This window comes from Variovorax sp. 01T432 (assembly GCF_056398605.1).
Window position 1 is genome coordinate 152,854 of sequence record NZ_JBFTPS010000001.1, and the last position, 24,512, is coordinate 177,365.

Consider the following 24,512-nt stretch of genomic DNA (forward strand, 5'->3'; position numbering starts at 1 on the left):
AGGCGACACGGACGCGAAGGATGGTCACGAGACCGAATCCGCACTTGAACAGCTTGGCTCGATCCTGGATGACGCGTGCAGTCGTGCAGTATTCGGGGTGAGCCTGACGCGCTGGTGCAGGACGGCGATGAGTTGATCGATGTCGATGTCGAGCGTCACCACCGTGAGGGCTGTGGCTCAGGAGGGCTCATCCCTGACGGTGACACGCGCGTGCGCGGGGTGATCGAGAGTTGGGGCCTGCGCTGGCCGAACTACCGACCGCGGCGCGCAGACAGCGGTAAAACGCGCGGGCCGGCTGTGGCCGGCCCGCGCAGTAAGCGCGCCGTGCACATAAGTGCAGGCGTCGCCGGAGCTGCGCTGGCCGAGGTGCGCGACTCAGGCCGGGCGCCCGTCCAGGCGATCGGCGATCCATGATTGAATGGCGCTCTCCGGCCAGGTCGCGGTGCGGCGCCCGGCCTTCACGGAGCGGGGGAAGACGCCCCTTTGCATCTGCTCGTAGATTGCCGACCGGCGCAGCCCGGTGAGCCGCTCGACGTCAGGAAGTCGCAGGAGCCTGTCGGGTGCGCGCTTCGTGGTGTGCGTCACCAGCAGCGTTGAATCGGCGCGCAGAAGCGTGAGTGCTTCTTCCAGCAAATGAGCGGCTGCCTGCAGGTCGCGTTGGGCCGCATTTTCGGCGGCGAGGCGTTGGCTTGATGCGTCGGTATGGGCTCGCATGTGACACCACCTTTTCGGTTTCCGCAGCTGCGTCCAATGCTGTTGCGGTACATCCATAGGGTGCCCGGGATGTCCGGCGGCGCCAACCTGTTGGCGCGAGGCGAGCGTGTCGAAACGTAGCATGTACGGAAGAGCGCTTGTAGCGCTCGCGGCGGCGAGGCCTTCGGCATGCCGAACACCGATCGGCTGATCGCGGTGGCATGACGGCGGCCGGCCGGGGTGAACCTTCATGCCGACCAAGGCCTGCCATCGCCGATGGCGAACCATTTGGGTTCTTCGCGCTTTACTCGGCGCACGAAAAAGGTCTGCGTGATCGCATCGCATTCGGCATGTCGAACAAGGGCAGTTCTCCATGGGGACTTCGACCATCTACCGGCTGCGGACGAGCGCGTGACGGCGAGCGGGTGAAGACCCGATGCCGCTGGATCGGGTCGGTGGTCAACGGCGCGTTCTGCAAGGGCCCTGATCTGAGGCTCGCGAGGTGAGCCGCTCAACCCGGGTGCGTGCCATGTGCTGGCGTCACGCGACAGGCATCAGCCGATGGTCACGGCGCCGCGTCGACGAGCGTGGCATCGCGTCTGTTCGTTGTACCGGCGGGCCGCCGCGGTGGATCTGCCCTGGTAACGCCTCTTGATCGACGCCTGGCTCGCGCGCTTCGCCGTCCAGGGCGAAGGCTGCGCCACCGTCCTCGCCCGGTCCTCACTGCGTTCGGCTGCGGCCTGCGGGCGGTCCCTGGACCGCGCGCACTGGCGCTCGCCAGCAGTGCGTCGAGGCGTCTCCCAAAGCAGATCCATCCACCACAGCGGCATCCCCCGCAGAAAGGCACGCCATGCACGCATGTCCTCGCTCCTCGTTGCGCCGCACGCTCGCGTCGCTGACTTCGAAGCCCGCGGGCGTTCCCCCCGCACCCCCCGAGCGCTCACCCCAAGCAGGCCTGACTTGCCCTCCAGCTTCAGGGAGCCAGCCATGACGCTGCTGCGCGAGCGGCTTCCCGAGCCGCAGGAGTACTTCGCGTCGCAGGGCCTCGAGCTAGTGGGCCGGGGCGCCTGGCGCACCACACGCTGTGCCTTCCACGGCGGCAGCGACAGCATGCGGGTGAACTTGCGCAGCGGCGGGTTTTGCTGCATGGCCGGCTGCGGCGCGCGTGGCGGCGACGTGCTGGCCTACCACATGGCCGCGCAGGGCCTGGGCTTCGTGGAAGCGGCCCGGGCGCTCGGGGCCTGGCATGACGATCCGGCCTCGGCGCAGCAGGGCCCGCAGCGCCGGCGTCCCTGCGGCCTGCCGGCCCGCGAGGCGCTCGCGCTGCTGCGCGACGACGCGCTGGTGGTGGCGGTGGCCGCCGGAAATCTCGCCCGAGGCCTGGTGCTGACAGAGGCCGACCGGCAGCGGCTGCTGGAAGGCGCCGCGCGCATCCAGCGCATCGCCGACCAGGTGGGCGTGGATGGTATGCGCTGACGCCAGCGCGCGCTCCGCCAGGCTTCTTCTCGGACGACTCGTACTGCGGCCGTCTCGCTTCGCCTCGTACTGGCCGCTCCGCTCCCGTGCAGGGGTGGGTTGGGGTTGCCTGTGTCCGGTCAGCGTATCACGCGGTTCTCGCGCTCAAGGTCTGCGCGCCCTCGCGGGCGCTTGCGGCCTGGCGGCCGTCTTCGAACCTTGACCGCTGCGCTGCCGCGTGAGCCAGGGGCTACGCAGGCAATCCCGCCTGTGTCACGCCAGGAGCTCATCATGACTTCTTCCTCTTCCTTCACCTTCGCCGCCAGAACCTCCCTTTCGCTGCAGGACCTGGCACACAGCGCGCCGGCGGTGTTTGCGGACCGGGCGGCCGGCTGCACCGGACCCAGGTACGTGTTCATCAGCACGCGCGAGATCGTCACCGCCCTGATCGACGCGGGCTTCGAGCCGACGCTGGCGGTGCAGACCCGATCGCGCGACGGCAACGCGGGCTACGCGCGGCACATGCTGCGCTTTCAGCCGGTGGTGCAGTGCCTGTCGCTGGACGACGTGCTGGGCGAGATCGTGCTGATCAACTCGCACGACGGGCGCAGCGCGTACCAGCTGCGCGCTGGGCTCTTCAGGCCGGTGTGCACCAATGGAATGCTGACGGCGATCGGCGACTTCGGGCTGATCCATGTCAGTCACCGCGGCAACGTGGTGGCCAACGTGGTGGAGGCGGCGCAGCGGATCACGCGCGAGTTCGCCCTGGTGGGCGAGGCGGTCGAGCAGATGCGCGGCACGCAGCTTTCGGGCGGGCAGCAGCTGGACTTCGCACGCGAGGCGCTGGCGCTGCGCTTTCCGGACGCGACCGAGCCGCCGGTGCAGCCGGCGCAACTGCTGGAGCGCCGGCGCATGGCCGACATTGGTGACGATGTCTGGAAGACCTTCAACGCGGTACAGGAGGCAGTCGTCACAGGCGGCGTTTGCGGCCGCACAGCGACAGGCCGGGCGATGCGCACCCGCGGCATCCGTGCGATCCGCGAGAACGTCCGGTTGAACACCGGCCTGTGGAAGGCGGCGCTGCAGCGCATCGGCCGCTGAGGCGGCCAGGCCGGGGGCTCGCACCCACCGCGCTGCCGGGAAGCAGGACGCCAGTTAGGGCAGAGGCGCAGGACAGAGGGACGATAGGGTGGTCTTGCTGTTCCCTTCAGGCTGCCACGGCGTGCTCGCCCTCAAGGTCGGCGCGCCCTCCCGGGCGCTTGCGGCCTGCCGGCCGTCTTCGAACCTTGACCGCTGCGCGCGCCGTGCCGCCGGACGGTCCCGGGCAATCCCGCCCGCAACCGCTGAAGGAGCACACCATGTTCAATTTCATCACCGAAGCACAGCGCGAGCAGCTGATCGCCCACGGCCGGACTTCGCGAGCAACGGACGACTTCGATCCCTACCCGGTGGTCAAGCTGTTCACGCCCGATGCCGGGGCGACCTGGTTGCTGTCCGAACTGGACGAGACGGGTCAGGTCGCCTTCGGCTTGTGCGACCTGGGACTCGGCAGTCCCGAGCTGGGGCTGGTAGACCTGCACTCCCTGGCGGCCGTGCGCGGCCTGATGAACCTGCCGATAGAGCAGGACCTGCACTTCCGGCCCGACAAGCGGCTGAGCGCCTACGCGCGCGAGGCGCGTGCGGCCGGGCGCATCCAGGCCTGAGCGCGCAGGCCCGCGGCAGCCGCCGGCCGGGCCTGCGGCCAAGCCTCGCGCGGTGGCGCGCACCACGGCCCGCGAGCGCTGTTCCTTGGCCGCCGCGGTCCTTGGCCTTCGCCTTGGCCAGGGCTCAGCGCATTTCGTGGGGCTTTCGGTGCTCGGCGCCTTCCTGCAGCTGATCCATTCGACAGGTCGTCTAGCCAGAGCCTCGCGCTGGTGCCTGTTGGTTCGTCGTGGTCCGATCGGCATGCCTTGGGCAGCAGCACGTTCGTGCAATGCAACGATCTTGTCTTGGGCGCCCCAGCGGCTGCGCCGCTGTCGGGCTGCTCCAGGTTCGCGCCTTCGCGCTCACTGGACTACCTTTCGGCCGTTGAGTGGCGTTTGCATGGAACAGCGCAGGGTTGTCCACGGCGGTGGTCGGTCGGCGCTTGCGACGAACCGGCCGGCCGCCGCGGTGGGCAACCCGTGTTCAGCGCGCATGCGTTGGCTGGCGACATGCTTGACTTGGTGCCTATCGGGCGCCGATTTTTCGTTTCGACTTCCGTGCCCCCGGGGTGACTGCCAGTCGCGCTTGCCGTCTGACGGCCCGGATGAGACCCGCGGCCCTCGGGGCGCCGGAAGACCCAGACGGGCTACAGGGTGTAGCGCCACGGTGTGCAGCCAAGAGCGCCTATCAGTGAGCGACCCGCGTGGGCTTCCGGCACGGCAAGTCATACCGCAACTTGAAGGAGTTTGTCCATGAGTACCTTCTTTGCCGGGCTGGATTGGGCCAGCCGCGCGCACGCGGTGTGCGTGATCGACGAGCACGGCAGCGTGCGCGAGCGTTTGGACGTCGCTCATGATGCCGATGGTCTGGCTACGTTGCAGCGGCGCCTGCGTCACTGGCACAGCCCACCCGTTGCCATCGAGCGACCTTCCGGGCTGGTGGTGGACACCCTCGTGGAGGCCGGCTTCACAGTGGTGCCGATCCACCCCAATGCGGTCAAGGCCACACGACCGCGCTACCGCAGCCACGGCGCCAAGAGCGACGCTTCGGACGCCTACCTGCTGGCTGATCTGCTGCGCACCGATGGCCACCGCTTCAGAGCCCTGGCGCCTCAGGACGACGAGATTCGGGCACTGCGCGCGCTGGTGCGCGGGCGTGACGATCTGGTGGCCACGCGCGTGCAGCTGGCCAATCAGCTGCGCAGCCTGCTTGGGTCCTTCTGGCCCGGCGCGGCCGAGATCTTCGCCGACGTGGATTCGCCCATCTCGCTGGCCTTCATCGAGCGCTATCCCACGCCCGACAGCGCGGCCCGCCTGGGACCCAAACGCATGGCCGGCTTCTGCGCTCAGCACGCCTACTGCGGCCGACGCAGCGCCGATGAACTGCTGCAAAGGCTCCATGGGGCGCCGGCCAGCGTCTGCGCCGAACTGGAAATGGATGCCAACGGCGAGCTCGCGCGCTGCCTGGCTCGTACGCTGGCTCGTCTGGTCGAGCAGATCAAGCTGCTGTCCAGTCGCATCGAGCACCATGTCGCTTCGCTTGAAGACGGTCGCATCATGATGAGCTTCCCGCGCGCCGGACGCATCTGCGCCGCGCAGATCCTTGCCGAACTTGGCAGCGTGCGCGAGCGCTTCGTAAGCGACGAGCACTTGGCCGCCGAAGCCGGCGTCGCTCCCGTGACCTACCAATCGGGCAAGTCCAAGGCCGTGACCTTCCGCTGGGCCTGCAACCATCGTTTGCGCGCTGCGCTGACCTGCCTGGCCGACAACTCGCGACATGCCAGTGCGTGGGCCGCCAGCCTCTACGCCAAGGCCCGGGCTCGCGGTTGCGATCACCCCCACGCCATTCGAATACTCAGCAGAGCATGGCTGCGCGTCATCTGGCGCGCCTGGACCGACCGCAAGGCTTATGACCCCGCCATGCACAGGGCAGCTCAACAGCTGCTTGAAACAGCCAGGGGTTGACACAGGGTGTCTCATCCCCTGGCGGGGACGGCCTGCGGCCGCCTTGCGCATCCCTGGCGCGGCAGCCGCAGGCTGCCCACAGGGGACGGGCGTCCCCTGAACCGCCATTGATCGGACGTGCCTGCGGCACGTGGCGGCGCTCGCCGCGCGGCGGTTGCGGCACGCGTCGGCCTCTTGCGCCTCACTTCGCTGCCGTTGTCCTGAGTTCCTCGCCTGTCCGGTGACTTTGCGCCCGCGCGGCCGGGCGACCGGCTTCGCCTGCAAGGGGGTGTTCATAACGCTCACACGTTACGAATGCTTCCCCCTTGCTCCCCCGTCCCCTCGGTCGCGCCCGTCCACCGGGCGAAGAACTCAGGAAAACGGCGGCCAGCTCCGGGTAGGAGGCCGATGCGTGCAGCAACCCTTTCACAAGGGGCTCGGAATCTAGGAACCCGGCATCTCTTCAGCTCAACTTCATCGGAAGGAATACAGACATGACGGTCATCGACAAGGACAGCACGGCGAGCAAGGTCGTAGGCAGGCGGCAGAAGCTTGCAAAAGGCAGGGCGGCAGCAGGGCATGCGGCTGAGCAGCCGAGCGAGGCAGTGAAGGACGAAGGTGCCCTGGCGCCGGCGCCAGGCGAGGATGTGCTGGTGCCGCTGGATCGGCTGGAACTCAGCGATGCCAATGTGCGGCAGGTCGCGGGCGAGCAGGGCCTCGCGGAACTGGCGGCGCTGATCGAGGCGCAGGGCCTCCTCAATCGCCTGAGCGTGGTGGCCCAGTCCCATGGGCGCTTCGCGGTGGTGGCCGGCGGCCGGCGCCTGCGGGCCATGCGGCTGCTGGTCGAGCAAGGCAAATGGCACGCCTCGCAGCCGGTGGAGTGCAAGGTCCACGATCCGGCGCTGGCGCTGCAGGTGTCGCTGGCCGAGAACTCGGGCCGCGAAGCCATGCACCCGGCCGACCAGTTGGAGGCGTTCCGGCGACTTGTCGAACACGATCGCCTGTCGGTGGCCCAGGTGGCCGGGCGCTTCGGGGTGTCGGCGCTGACGGTGGAGCGGCGGCTCCGGCTGGCGCGCCTCGCACCCCGCTTCATCGCGATGTACCGGGCGAACGAGATCGAACCGGACCAGTTGCAGGCCTTGGCGCTGACCGAGGATCACGTGGCACAACAGGCGGTCTGGGAGAGCCTTCCCACCTACGACCGCAGCGCCTATCGGATCCGTCAGGCCATCACGGCCGAGGCCTGTAGCGCGGACAGCAAGCTCGCGCGCTTCGTCGGGCTCGACGCCTACGAGGCCGCGGGCGGCACGGTGCGGCGCGACCTCTTCGCCTCGACCGATGACCTGCGCAGCATCTTCCTGGACAACCCGACCTTGCTGCAGGGCCTCGCCATGGACAAGCTGCGCGGCGCGGCGGCGCCGCTCCAGGCCGAGGGATGGTCCTGGGTCGACTGCGCGCTGGACACCGACAGCGCGACGCTGCGCGGCTACGGACGGGAGGCACAAGACGAGCGCGAGCCGACGGCCGAGGAGGCCCAGGTCATCGAGCAACTGGAGGCCGAGCAGCGCGCGCAGGCCCAGGCCTCCGACAAGCACCAGGACGAAGGCGACCCGGATGCCGAGGACTTCGAACTGATCGAGCAGCAGTTGTGCGAGGCGCTGGACTGCGTCGAAGAGAAACTCGCAGCCGCGCGCGACGGGCTGCGGCAATGGACGCCCGAGCAGATGAGCCGTGCCGGGGCGCTGGTGCGGCTCGACCATCGCGGCGAGGTCGCGATCGATCGCGGACTGGTGCGCCCCGAGGACCGCAAGGCGATGCCTTCCGCACGCGATGATGGTGCGGCTGGGACCACGCCTGATACCGCAACGCCGGTGCGCGCGGAGTTCAGCGAGAGGCTGATGCGTGACCTGACGGCGCACCGCACGGCTGCGATCCAGGCGGCGCTGATGCAGAACCCGAGGGCGGCCCTGGTGGCCCTGGTGCACCGGATGGCCGAGACGGTATTCAGCCTCTATGGGCGGGGCAACAACGTGGTCAAGGTCACCGTCAGCGTGACCGGTGACCATGCGCTGTCCGAGGACGCGAGTGACTATGCCGCCAGTCCCGCCGCCACACTGCTGGGCGAGGCCGAGTCGCATTGGGGCGACCGCCTGCCGGGTTCGCCCGAGATGCTGTTTCGCTGGCTGCTGGCGCAGTCCGACGCCACCCTGATGGAGCTGCTGGCGTATTGCACGGCACGCAGCTTCAACGCTGTCACGGGCCGCGAGCACAGCTTCGATCACAGCGACGCGCTGGCTGAGGCGCTCGGCATCGACATGGCCGACTGGTGGGTGCCGTCCGCCACCCACTATCTCGGCAGCGTCAGCAAGGCCAAGGCGCTGGAAGCGGTGAAGGAGGGGACCGGCGCCGACTGCAGCAAGGCCGTGGCCGGCATGAAGAAGCCTCAAGCAATCGCGTACTGCGCCAGCAAGCTCGAAGGCACGCGCTGGCTGCCCAAGCCGCTGCGCGTGCTCGCGCCGTCGGAAGGGACCACCACTGACATCGACGAGTGATCGCCCTTGCGTGCCGCCGGACAGCCCGGCGGCACGCGGCACATCGATCGCCAAACTTTCCCAAGGAGATTTTTCATGCACACCATATACAAGGTCATCATCGGCGGCACGGTCGGCGTCGTGGTGGCGGCATTGACCCTCGTGACGGTCGGCAGGATAGCCCCCGACGCCTTCTCAACGCCCGCCAGACCGATTGCCCCGGCCTTCGCCGCGCGCTTTCAGCCGACGCTTCCAGTCATCGCGGGGATCGGGAGCACGCGCGAACTCACCCCGGTGCAACTGGACGGCGTGCCGACGCGGGAACTGGGCGCGTCACAGCAGCCACGTGGCGAGGCCTCTGACCAGCGAGGTCATCATGCGTCCGGTAGACACGGTCGATAGCGCGGCGCCATTGCAGGCGGCGTCCGAGCCGCTGTCGCGCTTCGAGGGCCACTGCCTCGCGCGGCGCACGCGCGAATGCGAGGAACTCCTGCAACTGGCCGTGCTCGGGGTCGAGCAGGCACGGCAACGGCACCTGCCGGACCAGGATCTCGCCGAAATCGCCGGGCATCTGTCGGAAGCGGAGCGGCATGTCGAACTCGCCCGCAAGCTCGCGGCGCGCCGGAGCGCTTGATGGCGACGAAGTCGTTCAAGCCGGTGACCCGTGAAAGCACGGCCATGGTGCGTGAGCGAGGACTGCGGGCCGTGATGGTGACGATCGTCGGCGGCGTGATCGAACTGCGCGCCAAGGGGCTGCGCTCACGCGAAACGGTCGACCTGGCGTGGTGCTACTACGCAGCGGTGAAGCAGCGAGTGGCGCTCGAGCGAGCAGAATGGAAGAAGACCGGGCGACGAATGCGAAGCTGAAGGTGCGTGCCAGGATTGTGGGCCTGCCATCGAGGATGGCAGGCCTTTGCGTATGTGGCCGTCTGGCCCCATGTGTTCGGCACGCCGAAGCGGGAAGGGGGTGAGGCGCCTCATCGGGTTGTGGCGCCGCTCGCGCGTCGCGGCTCGGCGGCGCTGGTCGAAGACTTCAATGTTCGACATGCCGAACGCAGAGTCCTTGTGCGGTGTTGAGGGCAGGATAGACTGCCGTCAGACATTGTTTACACCTTGGTGTTTGTCATGGCCAACGCTCCTCGATCCGCCGTGATCTCGATGCGATTGCCTACCGATGTGAAGGCCAGATTCGCCGCGCTGGCCGCGCGTCACCAGCTCACCGAGTCGGGCCTGCTCTGCAAACTCATCGACGAAGTGTTGCGCTCGAACGCACCGGGCGTAGCTGCTTCAGGGCCGGTGGCTGATGCGAGTGACGCCGCGACGGACGTTGCATCCGAGGACCGCATCACGCTGCGCCTTCGCCATGGCGATCGCACGCGCGCAGCAGAACGCGCTGGCGCACGGGGCATGAGGACCGGCACGTATCTGGCGCTTCTCATCCACAACCACGTGTGCGCCTCGGATGTCCTGCCGCCGCGGGAGCTGGACTTGATCAAGGCAGTGGGGGCGCAGCTGGCAGCCGTGGGCCGGCAACTGCGAATGTTCGACATGCCGAACACTTCGGCCGAACCCGCAGCATCGGAGCTGCGTGATTTGCTCGCGCATGTGCGCCACGACGTTGAATCGGCGCGCGAAGCGGCGGCGGCGGTGGTGCGCCGCAACCTGATGAGCTGGGAGGCGGGTCATGCCTAAGCGGACGGTTAGATCGCGCCCATTGAGTGGTGGCGATCGTGACATGGCACTGGACATCGTGAGCCATGGCCGGCGCGGTCCTGGCGGTGTATTGCGCTTCGGTCCGGAGCAGATCCAGCAGATCAAGCGCACGGTCAGTCGCACGCCCGAAGTGATGGTGAAGGTCTCTGGCGGCGGCCGCGACTTCGGCGGTGTCCGCGCCCACCTCAAGTACATCGGTCGGCATGGCAAGCTGCCGCTGGAGACGGACGATGGCCTCATGGTTCAAGGCAAGAATGCGGCGCTGGAGATCGCGCAGGACTGGCAGCTCGATCAGTGTCGCAGCCAGTACCGGTCGAAGCCCGCGGATGGTGAGAAGGACACGCGGCCAAAACTCGCGCACAACATCGTGCTGTCGATGCCCGCGGGGACACCGCCGGAGAAGGTGCTGGCGGCAGCGCGCATCTTCGCGCGCGAGAACTTCGGTCTGCAGCACCGGTACGCGATGGTGCTGCACACTGACCAGGCGCACCCCCATGTGCACCTGGTGGTCAAGTGCGAGCACGAGTACGAGCCGGGCAAGCGGCTCTATATCCGCAAGGACACCCTGCGCCGCTGGCGCGAGCAGTACGCTGAACTCATGCGCGAGCAAGGCGTGGCCGCCAATGCGACGCCGCGGCAGATCCGCGGCCAGGCGCACCGACCGCACCGCGACCCCATCCACCATCGGCTGCGGGCGATGCGCGCGTTCGGGCAACTGGATGCCGTGGAGCGCAGCCAGCGCGCCACGCCAAAGCCGTCGACCTTCATGCGCGACAAGGTGCTGGCGATGGTGAAAGCGCTCCAAGGCGGGGACAGTTCGATCGAGCAGGGGAAACAGACCCTGAAGCGCACGCGCGACGCCGTGATCGATGACTGGCGATCCACGGCGCAGATGCTGCGACGGCAGGGGCAGGCCGATTTGGCTGAGCAGGTGGAACGCTACGCGGCGCAGATGCCGCCGGTGCGGACGGACGCGCAGCGGCTTGCGGAGCAATGGCAGGCTCAGCGGCGTGCGCCGACGCCGGAGCGCTCCCACACTCGTGCGCCCGATGAGCGAAGTCGGTAGCTCGCTGGAGGTGAGCACCTGCGAGGTCGTAGTGCGACAGCGGTCAGTGGTGCCGTCCACGAAGGTCATGCCGGTCGGCTGTGGTTGCAATCGTCAGGCATGGCCGCTCCAGACTGCCTGAGGTCGTTCGGCACCGGACGATCAATGACGGTGAAGGGCATGAAGCGGTCTCTGGGCTCAGTCTGCGTCGTGACCGTTCTACAGAGAGATCAGACGCTAGTCTGGACCACCACCGAGTCACGGCATAAGCCTTTCAACAGGCTAAGTCTTTAACTCCATTGCGTCGTGCGAACAGCGCGCCTTCAGGTCGTCGACTAGCCACCTGGCCGCGGGCCCCGGCGGATCTAGGGCGCGATGGAATGCTGCCATCGCCAGCGAAAAGCCGGCAGGCAGCATGTCCTCGACATCGAGTGAAACCAGCGCGCCGCTCGCAAGGTCGCCCTGCACCATGTGCATCGGCATGTTGCCCCAGCCCACGCCGTCCCTGAGAAATGCGTGCTTTGTGGAAAGGTCTGCCAATCTCCAGGTTGAAGCCGACTTGACCCCGAAGTCCCGGCCCGCGCTCAACTCCGACCGGTCAGTGAGAACGAGTTGGACGTGCTTGGCCAAGGCAGCCTTTGGAATTCGTCGCTTGAAGCTCGCCAGCGGGTGGTCAGGTGCGGCCACGGTGACCAATGGCACCTGACCAATGCTCTCGCTGCTCAGCGACGGAAACTCGACCGCCAGCGGCGCCAGTATTCCCAGGCTGCAGCGTCCGTCCAGCACCGGCTGGTATCCCGCGCCCAGACCTTCCACGAACAACCTCAATGGAGTGAGCGGAAATCGGCTCACAAACGCCTTCGCGGCCGCACTGACGAGCGCCGTCGGAAAAAAGACGTCCACCACGACAGAGAGTTCCGCTTCCAACCCGGCAGACATCAACCTTGCGCGGGCCTTCATCGTGTCGACGCCGGACACGATGTTGCGTGCGTCCGCGAGCAAGAGAACGCCTTCGGGTGTCAGCTTGGGGTACCGGCCTGACCTGTCGAACAGAACGACTCCGATTTGGCCCTCCAGGCTGCTGACCCACCCGCTCACCGCGGACTGGACGCGATTGAGCCGCCGGGCCGCCGCCGAGAAGCTGCCTTCATCCACGGCCGCGATGAAGGTTCGCAGCTGGTCCAGGGACACGCCATCGAGCATTTGAACTCCTTCCATCTCCAGGGCAGATGGATTAAATCTCAATATACCGGCTTCTCAGAATGATGCCGCGTCCCCACCATTCAAGCCACGGGAAAAGACTTCCCGAGGCCCTGTACGCCGAAGCGGACAGGTCGGACTTCTTCATCAATCTTTCGAGGCTCTCATGCAACTCCTTCATCTCGACTCCAGTGTGCTCGGCGGCGCGTCCGTCAGCAGGCAACTTTCAGCCGAACTCGTCGCGCGCCACCGCGCCCTGCACCCCGGCATCCAGGTCGTGTCCCGCGACCTGGCGGCCGACCCGGCGCTGCACCTCTCCGGCGCCCACATGGCCGCCTTCAACGGTGCAGCCACCGAAGACGCGACCATCACGGCGGATCTGGTCAAGGGCAACGCGTACATGGACGAACTCTTCGCGTCGGACATCCTCGTCATCGGCGCGCCCATGTACAACTTGTCGATTCCGACGCCACTCAAGGCCTGGATCGACCGTATCGCAGTCGCAGGCAAGACCTTCCGCTATACCGCCACCGGCCCCGAGGGCCTGCTGAAGGGCAAGAAGGCATTCATCGCCTCAGCGCGAGGGGGTGTGTATTCGGCTGGAAGCCCGGCGGCGGGTCTCGAACACCAGGAGAGCTACCTCATCGGCTTGCTTGCGTTCCTGGGAATCACCGACGTGACCGTTGTGCGAGCTGAAGGCATCGCCATGGGCCCCGAGGCCAAAAAGGCTGCCGTCGCAGAGGCGCTTGCCGACATCGCAGCCATCTCGGCCTAAGGCCCCGACGTTCAATCAATCATCAATTAAGGAATCTTCATGACTTACTCAATCATCGGCTCGGGCAACGTCGGTTCGGCGCTGGCCCGTCAGTTCGCGCGCAGCGGCATCGCTGTCGGCGTCGCCAACACGCGTGGACCCGACACCATCGAAACCCTCGAGAAGGAACTCGCTGGCTACGTCACGGCATTGACCTTGCAGGATGCGGTCAAGGCAGACGTGGTCATTCTCGCGGTGCCCTTCAGCGCACACGTCGATGTCGCCCGCGCTGCAGGGCAGTGGACCGACAAGGTCGTGGTCGACGCCATGAACACCTACGGCGTTCCGCCGGAAGCGCTGAAAGGTCAGCCGTCCACGGTCGTGGTGGCGTCTGCCTTCCCTGGTGCACGCGTGGTCAAGACGTTCAATCAACTTCCCGCCAGGCTGCTGGCGATGAATCCGGTTGAGCACGGCGGACGGCGGGTCATGTTCGTGGCCGGTGATGAGACGCAGGCCACCGCCGTCATCTCGAAGCTGGTCGGCGACCTGGGCTTTGCACCGATCGTCCTCGGGACACTCGCGGAGTCCGGTACGTTGCTGGACAAGGGCGGCGCGCTGGTTCTGCAGAACCTTATCAAGCAGGGGTGACTCTCGCTCGCGCTTCTGCTTGAGATCTTCGAACAGCTCATCGCGTCACGGCACGTCCGACGACTGCGATGAGTCGCGAATCAGTCATTCAAAAATCTGCGGCCAACGGCCGCAATCGCTGCAAAGCCGGAATTCGTCGTACAGCATCGATTGGCGGTAGTTGGGCGCTGCCACCACTCAGCGCACGCAGTACACGCCTTGAATTGGACGCTGTTGCCCTGGATGGCCGGCAGCGCTGCGGCCGGCGTCACACCGTCTCCGGGACCCTCTGGACGGACTACCGAGTGGGAGGCTCCTCGGACGGCGGTTCCTTCGCCGTTCGCTCTCTGTCCGGTTGGGTTCTTCCCTTTCCCTGCGCCTTCATTTCCATCGCTTTTTGGCGCGCGATGATGCGCGCCATGTCCCCGCGTTCGATGCGCTGCGCGATGTTCTCGCGCGCGTGGGTCAGCAGCCGGGCGGCCTCCTTAGGCGGGAAGCGTTCGGATTCGAGGACCGCCTCGCCCAGCGCGGCGACGGCACGCGCCAGATGCGGGAACTCCTTCTCGAACTCGAAGCGGTTCATCACCCGGAACGCCCCGGCCTCCCGCGCCCACTGCAGCATCTGTTTCGCGTCGGGATCTTGCTCGCAGCGAGCGGCGGCTTCGTTGCGCCAGATGACCGTGCGCCCGGCGATGTCGCGTGGAATCGACGGGTCGCCGGTCAGGCGCTGCACCAGTGTCTCCCAGCGCATCGCGTACTGGACGAGCTCCCTGGCATCGGGTGTGCGGTCCAGGTGAGCCCGCAATGTCTCGGCGGCCCGGGGGACACGGTTGAGCATGCCATCGATCACCCGGCTCTCGTACAGTTGGGTGCCGCTGCGCGTGATCACCCGCAGACCATCGACCAGGTGCTCGTGCTCCAGGCGGCCCAGGAGGCTGCTCACGTTGCCGAAGGCCAGTTCATGGGCCTGGATGGAGGGCGCTTCGGCGCCGAGCCCCGCGCAGCGGCGCAGCTCGTAGCGAGCCAGCATGGCCAGGCGGCTTTCTTCGCGGGTGGTGGCCACGAAGACCGCCTGGACGGTGTAGCCGCCGCGCCGCAGGTCCGCCGCGAGTTTGGGCACGGTCTCGATGTCCGTGGTCTCGACTTCGGCGACCAGGTTGAGGCGCTTTGTCTGAACGTCCGAGACGAAGCGGTCGAACCAGGCCTGGCAATGGGCGGTCACCCGGGCAGCATCCGTCGGAGCCACGTCGCCGCCGGCCGCCCACAGCGGGTGGTACGCACGCAGGCGGTTCAGGGACACATGGGCGGCGGGTGCCACGGTCTGCATCAGTTGCTGGCGCAGCATGACCGATGCGTAAGTGAGGCCCGCACCGGGTTGTCCGGCGATGATCATGGCCACAGGCTGCTCAGCAGGCTGCGCACCGACCAGGAGGTCCGGTGCAACGCATCGCTCGTACAGGCGCCGCAGCTCGCGCTCGGAGGGCGTGGGCGTGTTAGGGGCGGATGCAGACCCGGGTTCCGGGGGGCGCGTCACCATGCGTTCCCTTTCTTGAGACCCTCGTTGTCCTGCTCCTCCCGGTCCGGCTGGCGGCCGAACTGCTGCAGGATCGCCCGGACGGCGCCGGCATCGGCCGGGTCCAGCGTCGCGAGGACCCTGCGGGCCTCGTCGCGCTCCCGGATCAGCTGCTCGATCCGTCGTGCATGGGGTTCGCCCCGTTCAGCCGCCGCCTCGATCTGGAGCGTATGGGAGGCGATGTACTGATTGACCAGTGCGAGCGCCAGCTCGGCGTCCAGCACGGTCTTCATCGAGTTCCACTGCCGCTCGTCGTATTCGTAGAAGGGCCGGTCGGCCTGGCCCGTGGGCCGCCGCTCGCCGGGCGCAATCGAGAAGTCGCCGATGCGCACCGCCTCGGTGAGCATCATGCGGACCACGTCGGGCAACTCCATGCCGAGCGACCTGGCCATTTTGTGCGCCTTGTCGGCAATGGCCCGGTCGATGCGGATGCGCAATTGGGTGCTGTCCATGCGAGCGTGAGTTATAGCAGGGCGTCATACTGGGCCGCTGGCAAAAGGAGGGATCTGACGCAACGACGCCGGCCACCGGGAGTTGACCTGCAAAGCCGGCCTGTGTGCGGCGCCGCGGCACGCGCGGCTAGCGCGTCGCCAGGAAGAGCGCCAACGCTGTGAGGTGGGCCGGGTAGAAGGCGTAGAAGACCCAGCGGCTGCGGCGCAGCGGGATGTTCACCTGCGCGGCTCCCCAGATCAGCGCCAGGGCAACCAGCGCGGCGACGTTGCCATTGATGATGGCCAGGGAGCTCGTGCCGAGCGCCCACAGCGTGAAGCGGCCAGCCGTGGGCTGGCGCGCGAATGCCCACGCGCCCAGGCAGCACAACAGCGCCGGCCACCAGAACTCCACCAACGCTCCGCCGATGACGAACGCCACGACAGCCAGGAGCCGATGTCCCTTGCCGCCGCGTTCGAGCAGGTAGACGACCAGGGTGGCAATGAAGAGCGTGAAGAGAATGTTCAGCGGCCACCACCCCACCAGCCAGGCGAAGGCTGGCGTTGCCAGGATGCCGAAGATCGCCAGCCGTTTCATGACCCGCCGATGCAGACCGCCGGCCAGGGCGCCAGGGCGGGCCAGGTTGAACATCAGCACGAAGCCGAAGACCGGCATCACCAGGCGCCCGAGGGCATAGAGCGTCGTGCTGGATTCGTGCAGCAGGTACTTGTTGACGTGGTCGCCGGCCATGAGAACCAGAGCCACCCATTTGAGCGCCTCTAGCGAGCCGTCCGAAACGGCCCACGCGAGGCGACCGGGCGTGTTGGGAAGCGCCTTCGTCGATGAAGCTTGCGGCATGGGATGAGAGTGCCTGCGTGCGGATGTACCCGGGCTGTGGCTTCCACTGATTCTTAGTAGGCGGGAGGCAATTCCGTGCCCTCGTCCCAGAGCCGCCTCCACTCGCGGCCGTACCGGGCGGCCAGCTCCGGCGCGTTGTTCACCACGAGCACGTTCTCGGCGTTGTGCGCTGCGGCCGAGGCGGTGTAGTTGAAACTGCCGGTCTGCACCACGGCGCCATCCACGACGATGAACTTGTTGTGCTGCAGGGCGTAGCGGGCGTTGACCCGGACCGGCACCCGCTCGTTGGCGAGGAAGCGCGCGGCCGAATAGCCTTTGGCCGCCTCGCCGGCATCCACAACCACGAACACCTGCACGCCGCGGCGCCTGGCATCGCGCAGCGCGGTGGCCACCGGCTTGCTCGTGAAGGAGTAGGCGGCCACCAGCAGCGTGGTCTTCGCGCCCCGGATCGTGTCCAGCACGAGGCGCTGGGCGTGGCCGGGTGTGAAGGCTGCCGAGTAAACAGGAGAAGCGGAGGGCACCGGCGCGGTGGCATCCTTCGCGCCGGCGGATGCGATGGACGTACCCTGCGCCACCGCGCGCAACGGCTGCGCGGTGACGCCTGCCATCTCGGCATGCGCCGCGAGGCCGTGCCATGAAAGCCCAGCCAGCAGGATGCACGTGAAGAAGGCAACGCCGCAGGGGCGGACGGCGCGGTGCAAACGAAGCACTCCCTGTTCCTGTCGTCTAGGTGCGTTCATGGATCGGTTCCTCGCGGCTGCGGCCTGCGCGCTGGCGGACCTGCCGTTGGGTCGGCCGCATCTTGCGCGCGGGAAGATGGAGGGTGTGGCCCTGTTCGACGGCGGCGGCCATGCGGTCGCGGATGGCCTCCACCAGCCGCTCCTGCGAAGGCCCGTCCGCCGTCACCCGCCGGGCGTACTGCTCGGCCAGCTTCAGACCCGCGGCGGCGGTGGCCAGGGTCGGAGAGGTGGCGAGGGAAGCCTCGGCCACGGTCTGGCCGGTGCGCAGCAGGCGCGCCTGGCGCTCCAGGTCGCGCACGTGCCCGGGCGTCTCGATGCTCCAGCGGGCGCGCTGGGCGACGATCTTCTTCTCGCCGATCAGCTCGCCCGCGTCGTTGCGTGCCGGAACGCGCAGATTGACAGGGCGGGTGCCGAGCTGCGTGAGCACGACCGGGTCCCCGATGCGCGGCTGCGACGCGGACTCGGCCAGTGCCCGCTCCAGGTCGGCGCCCCAGATCGTGCGGTCGCCGACCTCGGTGCGCACCATCACGTAGAAGGACATGCGCTGCTCGGGGTGGAACTGGTACGGCGCCGCGGCGGCGGCGACCAGCATGCCCTTGATCGGCGGGCGCGGGCCATCGCGCAGGGAGCGCGGTTCCCATGCGCCGTCGCGGTCCACCGATGCTTCAACGGGCTCAACGGGATGATTGCGGTCCCGCGCGCGCTCGACCTGGTGGACCTCAGCCTCGGCCGGCGAATAGCCCCGCGCCTCGATCCCCCGCAGCGCCGCCTCGCGCCACATGCCCTGGCGGAAGTCTTCGGTGCCGCGCAGCTCGATCACCCGCCAGCCCCTGGCCTCGGCGATGGCGATGACACTGTGCATGACTTCGCGGTTTTCCGTGCGCACGCGGATGCGGCTGCCGTCGTCGATGAAGGCGAGCGTGCGATCCGGGAAGAAGTAGCGGTCATCGACCTTGAGGTAGCGGCGTTCGATGGCATCGGGCACGCGGAGATGCGCGCGGCCGGTCTGCGGCGCGTCGCCCTGGACCGAACCGGCGAACTCGCCCGGCCCTGCGCCAGGACTGCCGCTGCCCGCCTGTTCGTGCATGGATGGATTCGCCATGGCGGTTCCTTTCTCGGTTTCGGAAGGAGGTCAATCGAGCAGCCGCGAGACGAACTCGTCGGCGTGGCGCTTGATGTCCTCGTCGCTCAGTTGCCCGGTGGGAATCTCGACGTCGTCGAAGTCGAACGAGAAATCGTCCAGCTTCAGCGCGTCGCCCGACACATCGTTGCGCACCTCGTTGGCCACGGGTGCCTCCTCCTTCGACAGCACATGTCCCCCGCTCGCCGGGGTGAGGTGGGCGATGGCACTCGACGAATTGGCGGACGCGTCGTCCGCGCCGCTGGCCGGCGCCGTGGCGACGGCATGCCTGGCGCCCTGTACCTCCAGCCTCGGCACGGCCGGCGGCGCCAGCTCGCGCCGCGCGAAGGACTTGTCCTTGAAGTAGCGGATGCGGTGCGCGAGCACGGGGCGCAGGCCTTCGCAGAACAGGATCATCCGCTCCGGGCCCAGCTCCTTGACCTCTTGCGGCAGCAGCAGGCGGCGTGGCTGCTCGCTGATGCTCACGGTTCCGGTCTTGCCGGCGCCGCCCCACAGGGGCCGGCTGATGTTCTTCTGGCGCACGGTGTACGTCCCCAGCTCGCGCGAAATGGCCTCGGCGTCCTCGTACTCCTTGGGCGGAAAGACGATGCGCGCCGCGAGCATCTTGCGGATCGACTTGGCGCCCTCGACGCCGTACTTCTCGATCAGCTGCGAGTGGGACTGCACGATCACGACCGTGCGCACGTTGTAGCCGGGCAGGAAGGCCGTGGACTCGGCGATCACCGGAATGCGCCCGAGCGCGGGGAACTCGTCCAGCATGAGCAGCAGCTGGTGCTGAAGCGCCGGGTTGTTCTCCGGCAGCTCGCGCGTCTGCAGGCCGATCGCCTGTTGGAAGAAGAGGTTCAGCAGCGGCTGCAGCCGGGCGATGTTGTCCGGGTTGATCTGCACGTAGATCGAGATCGGGCGCTTGCGCAGCTCCCGCAGATCGAAGTCGTTGGCCGAGGTGGCGGCGTCGATCATCGGGTTGAGCCACAGGTCCAGCCGGCTGGTGAAAGTCTTGCGGATGCTCGAGGCCGTGGTGGGGGCCAGGTCGATCACGTCATACAGGCTCTGGATGGCTTCCCGAGACAGCGGGTAGCCCGCGCGTTCGCAGGCATCGATCACGCGCTTCCAGTGTTTCTGGAAGCCCTCGGCGTCGCTGGCCATGCCCTGGCGCAGCACCTCGCCCAGGGTGCGGGTGGCGCCCTCGGTTTCGAAGAGGTACAGCGCGATACCCAGAAACAGCGAGCGAGCCGAGGAGGTCCAGAACGGGTCGCCGGCCAGCGGATCGGGAAACAGCATGGTGCCAATGCGCTGCAAGTCGTCGATGCAGCGGTACGGGGTCTCGGACACGTAGCCCAGCGGGTTCCAGCGCGCCGAGCACTCGCGCTCGGACAGCGGATCGAACAGGTGGACCTCTTGTCCATGGGCCTGCCTGAAGCCGGCCGTGCGCATGAAGTTCTCGCCCTTGACGTCGCTGACGATGGTCGAGCCGGGCCAATTCAGCAGGTTCGGCACCACGACACCGATGCCCTTGCCGCTGCGCGGCGGGGCTTCCAGCTCCACGCCTTGCTGGCCGGGCAGCACCAGGTAGCGCCGCCCCAGCCGGCCGAGGATGATGCCGTGGTCCTTGAGCAGACCCGCCTGTTCGATCTCGCGCCGGGTGGCGAAGCGCGCCTGGCCATGCAGCGGCCGTCGGCGCGGGAGCATGGCCAAGCCCACCAGGCCCAGGCACAGCCCCTGTGCACCCACGAGGGTTGTGACCAGCGTGCGCCGCACCTCGGGCCGCGCGCCGTAGGCTTGCCAGTATCGGTGGATGGTCAGCAGCGACGCCTCCTGCGGCGGCAGCCTCATCGCCATCAGGAACGCGTAGCCGGCCAGATACAGGCCGACCAGCGCCGCCACCAGCAGCGCGACCGCGATCCTGACGGGGCTAGGCAGGCCCTCGGAGCTTGCTGGCAGGGTCATGCCAGATCTCCCGCACGATGCGCGGGCCGCCGGCACGGGTGCGGTCGCGCGCGCATTGAACGACGATGTCCACGCTCATCCGGGCCAGCTCCACCCCCTCGCGCGTCGTCATGCCCCGGCCCGCCTGGCTGCGCTTCATCAGCTGGGCCAGCGCCACGAAAGCCTTCTCGGCGCTGTCGGCATGCACGCTGGTGATGGAGCCCGGGTGGCCGGTGTTGACGGACACCAGGTAGTCGTAGACCTCCTCGCCGGTGCGCAGCTCGGAGACGAAGACGCGGTCCGGGCGCTGCCGCTTGGCGCTCGCAAGGAGCTGGCCGGGTGTGACCTCGGCCTGGCCCTGCGCCCCCTGCGAGTAGAACAGGCGCACGTGGTTGGGCTGGTTGCGAAGCGAAAGCTCCTTCACGTCCTCGATGGTGATCAGCCGATCCTCCGGCGGCACCTCCAGGATCAGCGCCTTGCTGACCGTGGTCTTGCCCGAGCCCGTGGCCCCGGACAGGAGGATGTTCCTGCGCAGCTGCACGGCGCGGCGCAGGAACTGCACGAACTGCCGGCGTGCGAGCAGGCCCATCAGTTCCCGGTCCTCGGGCAACACGCGCTCCTGATCGGCGTGCCGAAGCTCGATCAACGGCACGCTGCGGGTCGGCGCGAAGATGCCCAGGGCTTCGAGTTCCTCCAGGGTCCAAAGGGCGTTCGAGGGGCGCCGGATCGTGATGGAGACGGTGCGATCGAGCGTCGCTGGCGGCAGGACGATCTGGATGCGCTCGCCGCCAGGAAGGGTGGCCGACAGCAGCGGCTCGCTCGCCGAAATGCGCTGGCGGGTGAAGTTCGCCACCAGCTTGGCGATGGAGACGCACCAGTCGTACGACGCGAAGGGCAGTTCCTCGCGTGTCCAGCCGGATTGCCGCTCGACGAAGGCCACGCCGGGCTCGTTGATGCAGATCTCGGTGACTTCGGGATCCTGCAGCAGCCGGGCCAGCGGCCCGAGAAAGAGTGCCAGGGAAGACGGCGCCTCGCCCGCGGGCCGAGGCGCGGGCGTGGCCGCCAGCGCCGGTTCCGCAGCACCTGTCGCGCCGTCTTCGCGGTCAAGGGGTTGCCGGCTCGGTTCGAAGCGCATAGACGCTCCTGAAGTCCACGTCGCGGGCGACCAGGATCTGGATGCGCTCGCCCTGGTTCTTGATGACGGTGGGCGGAATCGCGACCGTGCTGCGCAGCACTTCCGCGATGACGTCCCGGCTGCCCTGCGGGGCGACCACGGCGCCGCCGCCGCTGCCGATCTGGGTGCCGCTTTGCTGGTGGGCGGCGAGGGCGGCCATCGTGCCGTCGATGACGGAAATCAGGATCGCGGCGCCGAAGCGCTCCCAGAAGTGGGTGTCGACGAAACCGGGCAGGCCGTTGCGGCCGAGCTCGTCGGTGCCGGGCGAGGCGAGCTGCACCACGACGCCAGTGGGGGTGCGCGCCTCGTTCCAGACCACGAAGAAAAGGCCCTGACCCTGCCGAGGCGTTCCGCGCTGCTCGCCCACGTATTTGGTGCCGCGCTCCAGCAGCACGACCTTGCCGTCGGCGCCGTAGATGTCGCTCGCGCCGATGCAGGTGGTCATCCCCTCGTAGGTCGAGTCGATGGCCGTCTCCAGCGTGCAGTCGATGAAGGCGCCCTTGGGCAGCAGCAGGCGCCGGGTGGGCAGCGTCTGGGCCATCACGGCGGGGGTCGGGGTCGGCCTGAGGTTCGTGGCCAAGCTGCTGCTCATCGGGCTCATTGGACCCGCAGCGCCGTTGGGGTTCTGCATGGCACTGACCAGTTGGGCGACGTTGGGCATGACGGGCTGGCCGGCGGAGCCGGAGGGGCCGGGCACTGCGCCGGCGGCTGCATACGGGCCGCCGCCGGTGAGTGACTGGGCCTTGCGAAGCACAGGGGCGCCGAGCTGTCGTTCCAGTGCCAGTTGCTCGGGCGTCTTCTGCGGCGGGCCGCCGGGATTGGCCGAGGGCAGCGGTGGGGCAGGGGAGGGACTGCCGGTGGAGACGGGCGTCGCGTCGAAGTGCGCCCTGGGCGGCTCTATGCGGCCCAGCGGCGGAACCTTCATCTCGCCGCCGGCGCGCGCCGCGGCGGCCCTGCGCGCCGACTCCTCGGCATCACGCGTCTTGCTGTACTGGGTGTTGTAGTACCAGAACAGAAAGCCCCCGCCCAGCAGGATGATGGTGGCCAGCGCCAGGCCGCTGCTGATGCGCGACTGGATGGAGCGCTCGCGGTTGACCGAGGGGATGGTCCGCTCACCCTGCACCGTGGCGGCGCGGGCATCGCCACGCTCGCTGCTGCTGCCAAGGCCGCCGGGATCCGGCCGCGTGGTGCCGCTCACCGAAAGGATTTCCCCGGTGTCGGCGTCCACACGGCGATCGGGCGCGCCCTTGATGGCTTCGTTGTCACCGTGCTGGCCCTGCTCGGCGGCGTCATCCGCGTCGCGCGGCCCATGCTCACGATCCTGTCGGTTCATGGTTCACCTCCCGCTGTGGATCGCTGCACGCCAGGCACGTTGGTGTTCGTGGACGTGCGCGCGCCGCCACCGGCGAAGGACTGGTTGACGACACAGCCGACCAACTGGCCGCGGCGCAGCACGAAGCGGCGCGCGACCCGATGGATCACCACCTCGTCGTCCTCGACATTGAAGTTCAGCAGCGATTCCGATCCGTCGTCGTTCTGCACGAACATCGCGGGAAACTCGGAGCGGGCCTGGAAGCGCAGGCGCGTCTGCACGCCGTCGTCGTAGGCGTTCATGGGCTTGAGTGACTCACTGCCGCAGAACCAGTAATTCATGTTGCGCGGCCTGTCGGAGGCCTGGCTCATGCGCACTTCGGTGCGACGTCGCTCGGCCTCGGCCGCGAGAGCCCTGGCTTCGTCCTCGGGATAGGTGAAGCGGATCGAATAGACCATGCGGCGCATGGCCGAGCTGGAAGGGGTGCCGGAGGGAGCGCTGGCCGACACCACGTAGTCGAAGTGGTACGCCCGGCGATTGGTCAAGACCGTGAGGTTGGTCGACGCACGAGTTTCCTTGGGCTTGATGAAGAAGTGGTTGCGCTCGGCCCCCACGTCGAAGGCGGCGTTGTCGCCGGAGCCCAGGCTGACGAATTCCTCGCCCTCGGCGAACTGCAGGTGGATCTGGTATCCCACGTAGCCATGCAGCGTGACGACGTCGTCGGGGTTGTAGGCGACCGTGCGCACGCGGGCGTCCACCTTGCCGGCCGGCGGGAGGGTGGCGGCGAAACCGGATAGGGCGGCCAAGCCGAGGCTGCACGCCAGCACCGCAGTGGGCATCCATCGGGAAAGCGCGGCACATGCCCTCATCGCGACTCCGGCTTGATGGGGGGCGTCGCCGCTACGCCTGCGGCCGCGACCTCGGGTTCGCGTCGGTACTCGATGACGCGAAAGCCCAGCGGGTTGAGCGAGCGCCACTTGTCGTCCCTGGAGGGCTGGACGTAGGCGAATTCGATGGTGGAGACCCAGTGGCTCGCCTGCTCGTCACCGGTGCCGCCCGCGCGGGTGTAGCGGGTGAAGCGCACCTGGGCCAGCTTATCCTTGCCGCTGTCGAGCTTGAGGAAGGTGACGGAGCGCACCTGCGTGCGGATGGCGGTGCCGTCCTTGTAGACGTTCAGCGGCGACAGCGGATTGTTGGTGGCCCAGAGGGCGGCCCACTCCTGGTTCAGGCGGGGGGAGTTCTGCGCGGCGACCATTTCGTAGTCGGCCTCCGCGGTGCCGTAGAAGTAGCGCTCCCTGGCGATAACGTAGTTCTGCAGCAGGTTGCGGGTGACGACCTGCTCGACGTCGGTGGTGCCCTGGTAGGTCGGGACGATGTCCACGATGCCGCTGCTGCTGTCCACGCGGATGACCACGGGAACAGGCTGCTTCAGGGGCGTGAGCCCGGTGACGGCGGCAACCGCCAGGAGCGCGGTCGCGGCCGCTATGCCCGCGACGATCCAGGCGATCCTGGCCGAGCGCTCCGCGCGGCGAGCGCGGTCAAGCTCCCAGCTCTGGGCCTCCTTGAGGTACTTCTCAAGCGCGGGGTCCCGGTTCATGAGGCGCTCCAGAAGTCGCCGAGGACGGGTTGATGGGCGTAAGCGGGCCTTGGCACTCCGGCGGCAGGGGCGGGCGGGTGCCGCATGCCGCCAGAAGCAGGGCCAGTGCGAGAGAAAG

At 68.0% G+C, this 24,512-nt stretch carries 24 protein-coding genes; 12 read left to right on the forward strand and 12 right to left on the reverse strand.

Annotated features, from left to right (window positions below; genetic code table 11):
• Window positions 1-375: 375 nt before the first annotated feature.
• The gene (locus AC1DNF_RS00735; RefSeq protein ID WP_478146606.1) at window positions 376-714 is read right to left on the reverse strand and encodes a helix-turn-helix transcriptional regulator; all 339 of its coding nucleotides are present in this window, start codon (window positions 712-714) and stop codon (window positions 376-378) included.
• 939 nt (window positions 715-1,653) lie between these two features.
• Here AC1DNF_RS00735 and AC1DNF_RS00740 point away from each other — a divergent pair.
• The 10 genes from AC1DNF_RS00740 to AC1DNF_RS00785 all read left to right on the forward strand — a co-directional run bounded on the left by AC1DNF_RS00740 (window position 1,654) and on the right by AC1DNF_RS00785 (window position 11,084).
• A complete protein-coding gene (locus AC1DNF_RS00740) occupies window positions 1,654-2,169 on the forward strand; it encodes a CHC2 zinc finger domain-containing protein (RefSeq protein WP_478146607.1) in 516 nt (171 codons plus the stop codon).
• Between the two features lie 270 nt (window positions 2,170-2,439).
• Window positions 2,440-3,249, forward strand: a complete 810-nt coding sequence (locus tag AC1DNF_RS00745) for a DUF932 domain-containing protein (protein ID WP_478146608.1) — start codon at window positions 2,440-2,442, stop codon at window positions 3,247-3,249.
• A 257-nt stretch (window positions 3,250-3,506) separates the two neighbouring features.
• The gene (locus AC1DNF_RS00750) at window positions 3,507-3,851 is read left to right on the forward strand and encodes a DUF2958 domain-containing protein (protein ID WP_345539060.1); all 345 of its coding nucleotides are present in this window, start codon (window positions 3,507-3,509) and stop codon (window positions 3,849-3,851) included.
• Between the two features lie 732 nt (window positions 3,852-4,583).
• Window positions 4,584-5,795, forward strand: a complete 1,212-nt coding sequence (locus AC1DNF_RS00755; RefSeq protein ID WP_436292975.1) for an IS110 family RNA-guided transposase — start codon at window positions 4,584-4,586, stop codon at window positions 5,793-5,795.
• Window positions 5,796-6,268: 473 nt separating this feature from the next.
• Complete coding sequence (locus tag AC1DNF_RS00760; RefSeq protein ID WP_478146609.1) at window positions 6,269-8,326, forward strand: ParB/RepB/Spo0J family partition protein; 2,058 nt, start codon at window positions 6,269-6,271, stop codon at window positions 8,324-8,326.
• Between the two features lie 75 nt (window positions 8,327-8,401).
• A complete protein-coding gene (locus AC1DNF_RS00765; RefSeq protein WP_478146610.1) occupies window positions 8,402-8,707 on the forward strand; it encodes a hypothetical protein in 306 nt (101 codons plus the stop codon).
• Complete coding sequence (locus tag AC1DNF_RS00770) at window positions 8,682-8,939, forward strand: hypothetical protein (RefSeq protein WP_478146611.1); 258 nt, start codon at window positions 8,682-8,684, stop codon at window positions 8,937-8,939. The genes AC1DNF_RS00765 and AC1DNF_RS00770 overlap by 26 nt, the downstream gene beginning before the upstream one ends.
• Window positions 8,939-9,172, forward strand: a complete 234-nt coding sequence (locus tag AC1DNF_RS00775; RefSeq protein ID WP_478146612.1) for a hypothetical protein — start codon at window positions 8,939-8,941, stop codon at window positions 9,170-9,172. The genes AC1DNF_RS00770 and AC1DNF_RS00775 overlap by 1 nt, the downstream gene beginning before the upstream one ends.
• 291 nt (window positions 9,173-9,463) lie before the next feature.
• Window positions 9,464-9,997 carry a hypothetical protein gene (locus tag AC1DNF_RS00780; RefSeq protein ID WP_478146779.1) on the forward strand — a complete coding sequence of 178 codons (534 nt, stop codon included), beginning with the start codon at window positions 9,464-9,466 and terminating at the stop codon, window positions 9,995-9,997.
• Between the two features lie 43 nt (window positions 9,998-10,040).
• On the forward strand, window positions 10,041-11,084 hold the full coding sequence (locus tag AC1DNF_RS00785; protein ID WP_478146613.1) for a relaxase/mobilization nuclease domain-containing protein: 1,044 nt from the start codon (window positions 10,041-10,043) through the stop codon (window positions 11,082-11,084).
• A gap of 261 nt (window positions 11,085-11,345) precedes the next feature.
• Here the strand turns inward: AC1DNF_RS00785 and AC1DNF_RS00790 are convergent, their stop codons facing one another.
• Window positions 11,346-12,266: a LysR family transcriptional regulator gene (locus tag AC1DNF_RS00790; protein WP_478146614.1), complete on the reverse strand. Its 921-nt coding sequence runs from the start codon at window positions 12,264-12,266 to the stop codon at window positions 11,346-11,348.
• A 163-nt stretch (window positions 12,267-12,429) separates the two neighbouring features.
• Between AC1DNF_RS00790 and AC1DNF_RS00795 the strand changes: the two genes are divergently transcribed.
• Together AC1DNF_RS00795 and AC1DNF_RS00800 are read left to right on the forward strand one after the other, a co-directional pair.
• Entirely contained in the window at window positions 12,430-13,038 is a 609-nt protein-coding gene (locus tag AC1DNF_RS00795) for an FMN-dependent NADH-azoreductase (RefSeq protein ID WP_028253982.1), read from the forward strand.
• 39 nt (window positions 13,039-13,077) lie between these two features.
• Window positions 13,078-13,665, forward strand: a complete 588-nt coding sequence (locus AC1DNF_RS00800) for an NADPH-dependent F420 reductase (protein WP_478146615.1) — start codon at window positions 13,078-13,080, stop codon at window positions 13,663-13,665.
• A 277-nt stretch (window positions 13,666-13,942) separates the two neighbouring features.
• Here the strand turns inward: AC1DNF_RS00800 and AC1DNF_RS00805 are convergent, their stop codons facing one another.
• The 10 genes from AC1DNF_RS00805 to AC1DNF_RS00850 form a co-directional block, all read right to left on the reverse strand.
• The gene (locus AC1DNF_RS00805) at window positions 13,943-15,181 is read right to left on the reverse strand and encodes a zeta toxin family protein (protein ID WP_478146616.1); all 1,239 of its coding nucleotides are present in this window, start codon (window positions 15,179-15,181) and stop codon (window positions 13,943-13,945) included.
• Complete coding sequence (locus AC1DNF_RS00810; RefSeq protein ID WP_478146617.1) at window positions 15,175-15,669, reverse strand: hypothetical protein; 495 nt, start codon at window positions 15,667-15,669, stop codon at window positions 15,175-15,177. Before AC1DNF_RS00810 ends, AC1DNF_RS00805 begins: the two co-directional genes overlap by 7 nt.
• A 127-nt stretch (window positions 15,670-15,796) precedes the next feature.
• Window positions 15,797-16,504, reverse strand: coding sequence for a TraX family protein (locus AC1DNF_RS00815; RefSeq protein ID WP_478146618.1), 708 nt, complete (start codon window positions 16,502-16,504; stop codon window positions 15,797-15,799).
• 53 nt (window positions 16,505-16,557) lie between these two features.
• Window positions 16,558-17,214, reverse strand: a complete 657-nt coding sequence (locus tag AC1DNF_RS00820; protein ID WP_478146619.1) for a phospholipase D family nuclease — start codon at window positions 17,212-17,214, stop codon at window positions 16,558-16,560.
• A 16-nt stretch (window positions 17,215-17,230) separates the two neighbouring features.
• The gene (locus AC1DNF_RS00825) at window positions 17,231-18,346 is read right to left on the reverse strand and encodes an LPD7 domain-containing protein (protein ID WP_478146620.1); all 1,116 of its coding nucleotides are present in this window, start codon (window positions 18,344-18,346) and stop codon (window positions 17,231-17,233) included.
• Between the two features lie 30 nt (window positions 18,347-18,376).
• Window positions 18,377-20,332: a type IV secretory system conjugative DNA transfer family protein gene (locus AC1DNF_RS00830; protein WP_478146621.1), complete on the reverse strand. Its 1,956-nt coding sequence runs from the start codon at window positions 20,330-20,332 to the stop codon at window positions 18,377-18,379.
• Window positions 20,298-21,446 carry a P-type DNA transfer ATPase VirB11 gene (gene virB11, locus AC1DNF_RS00835; protein ID WP_478146622.1) on the reverse strand — a complete coding sequence of 383 codons (1,149 nt, stop codon included), beginning with the start codon at window positions 21,444-21,446 and terminating at the stop codon, window positions 20,298-20,300. Before virB11 ends, AC1DNF_RS00830 begins: the two co-directional genes overlap by 35 nt.
• Window positions 21,415-22,818, reverse strand: a complete 1,404-nt coding sequence (gene virB10, locus AC1DNF_RS00840; protein ID WP_478146623.1) for a type IV secretion system protein VirB10 — start codon at window positions 22,816-22,818, stop codon at window positions 21,415-21,417. The genes virB11 and virB10 overlap by 32 nt, the downstream gene beginning before the upstream one ends.
• Window positions 22,815-23,666, reverse strand: coding sequence for a P-type conjugative transfer protein VirB9 (gene virB9 / locus AC1DNF_RS00845; RefSeq protein WP_478146624.1), 852 nt, complete (start codon window positions 23,664-23,666; stop codon window positions 22,815-22,817). The genes virB10 and virB9 overlap by 4 nt, the downstream gene beginning before the upstream one ends.
• On the reverse strand, window positions 23,663-24,394 hold the full coding sequence (locus tag AC1DNF_RS00850; protein WP_478146625.1) for a VirB8 family type IV secretion system protein: 732 nt from the start codon (window positions 24,392-24,394) through the stop codon (window positions 23,663-23,665). The genes virB9 and AC1DNF_RS00850 overlap by 4 nt, the downstream gene beginning before the upstream one ends.
• Window positions 24,395-24,512: the final 118 nt, after the last annotated feature.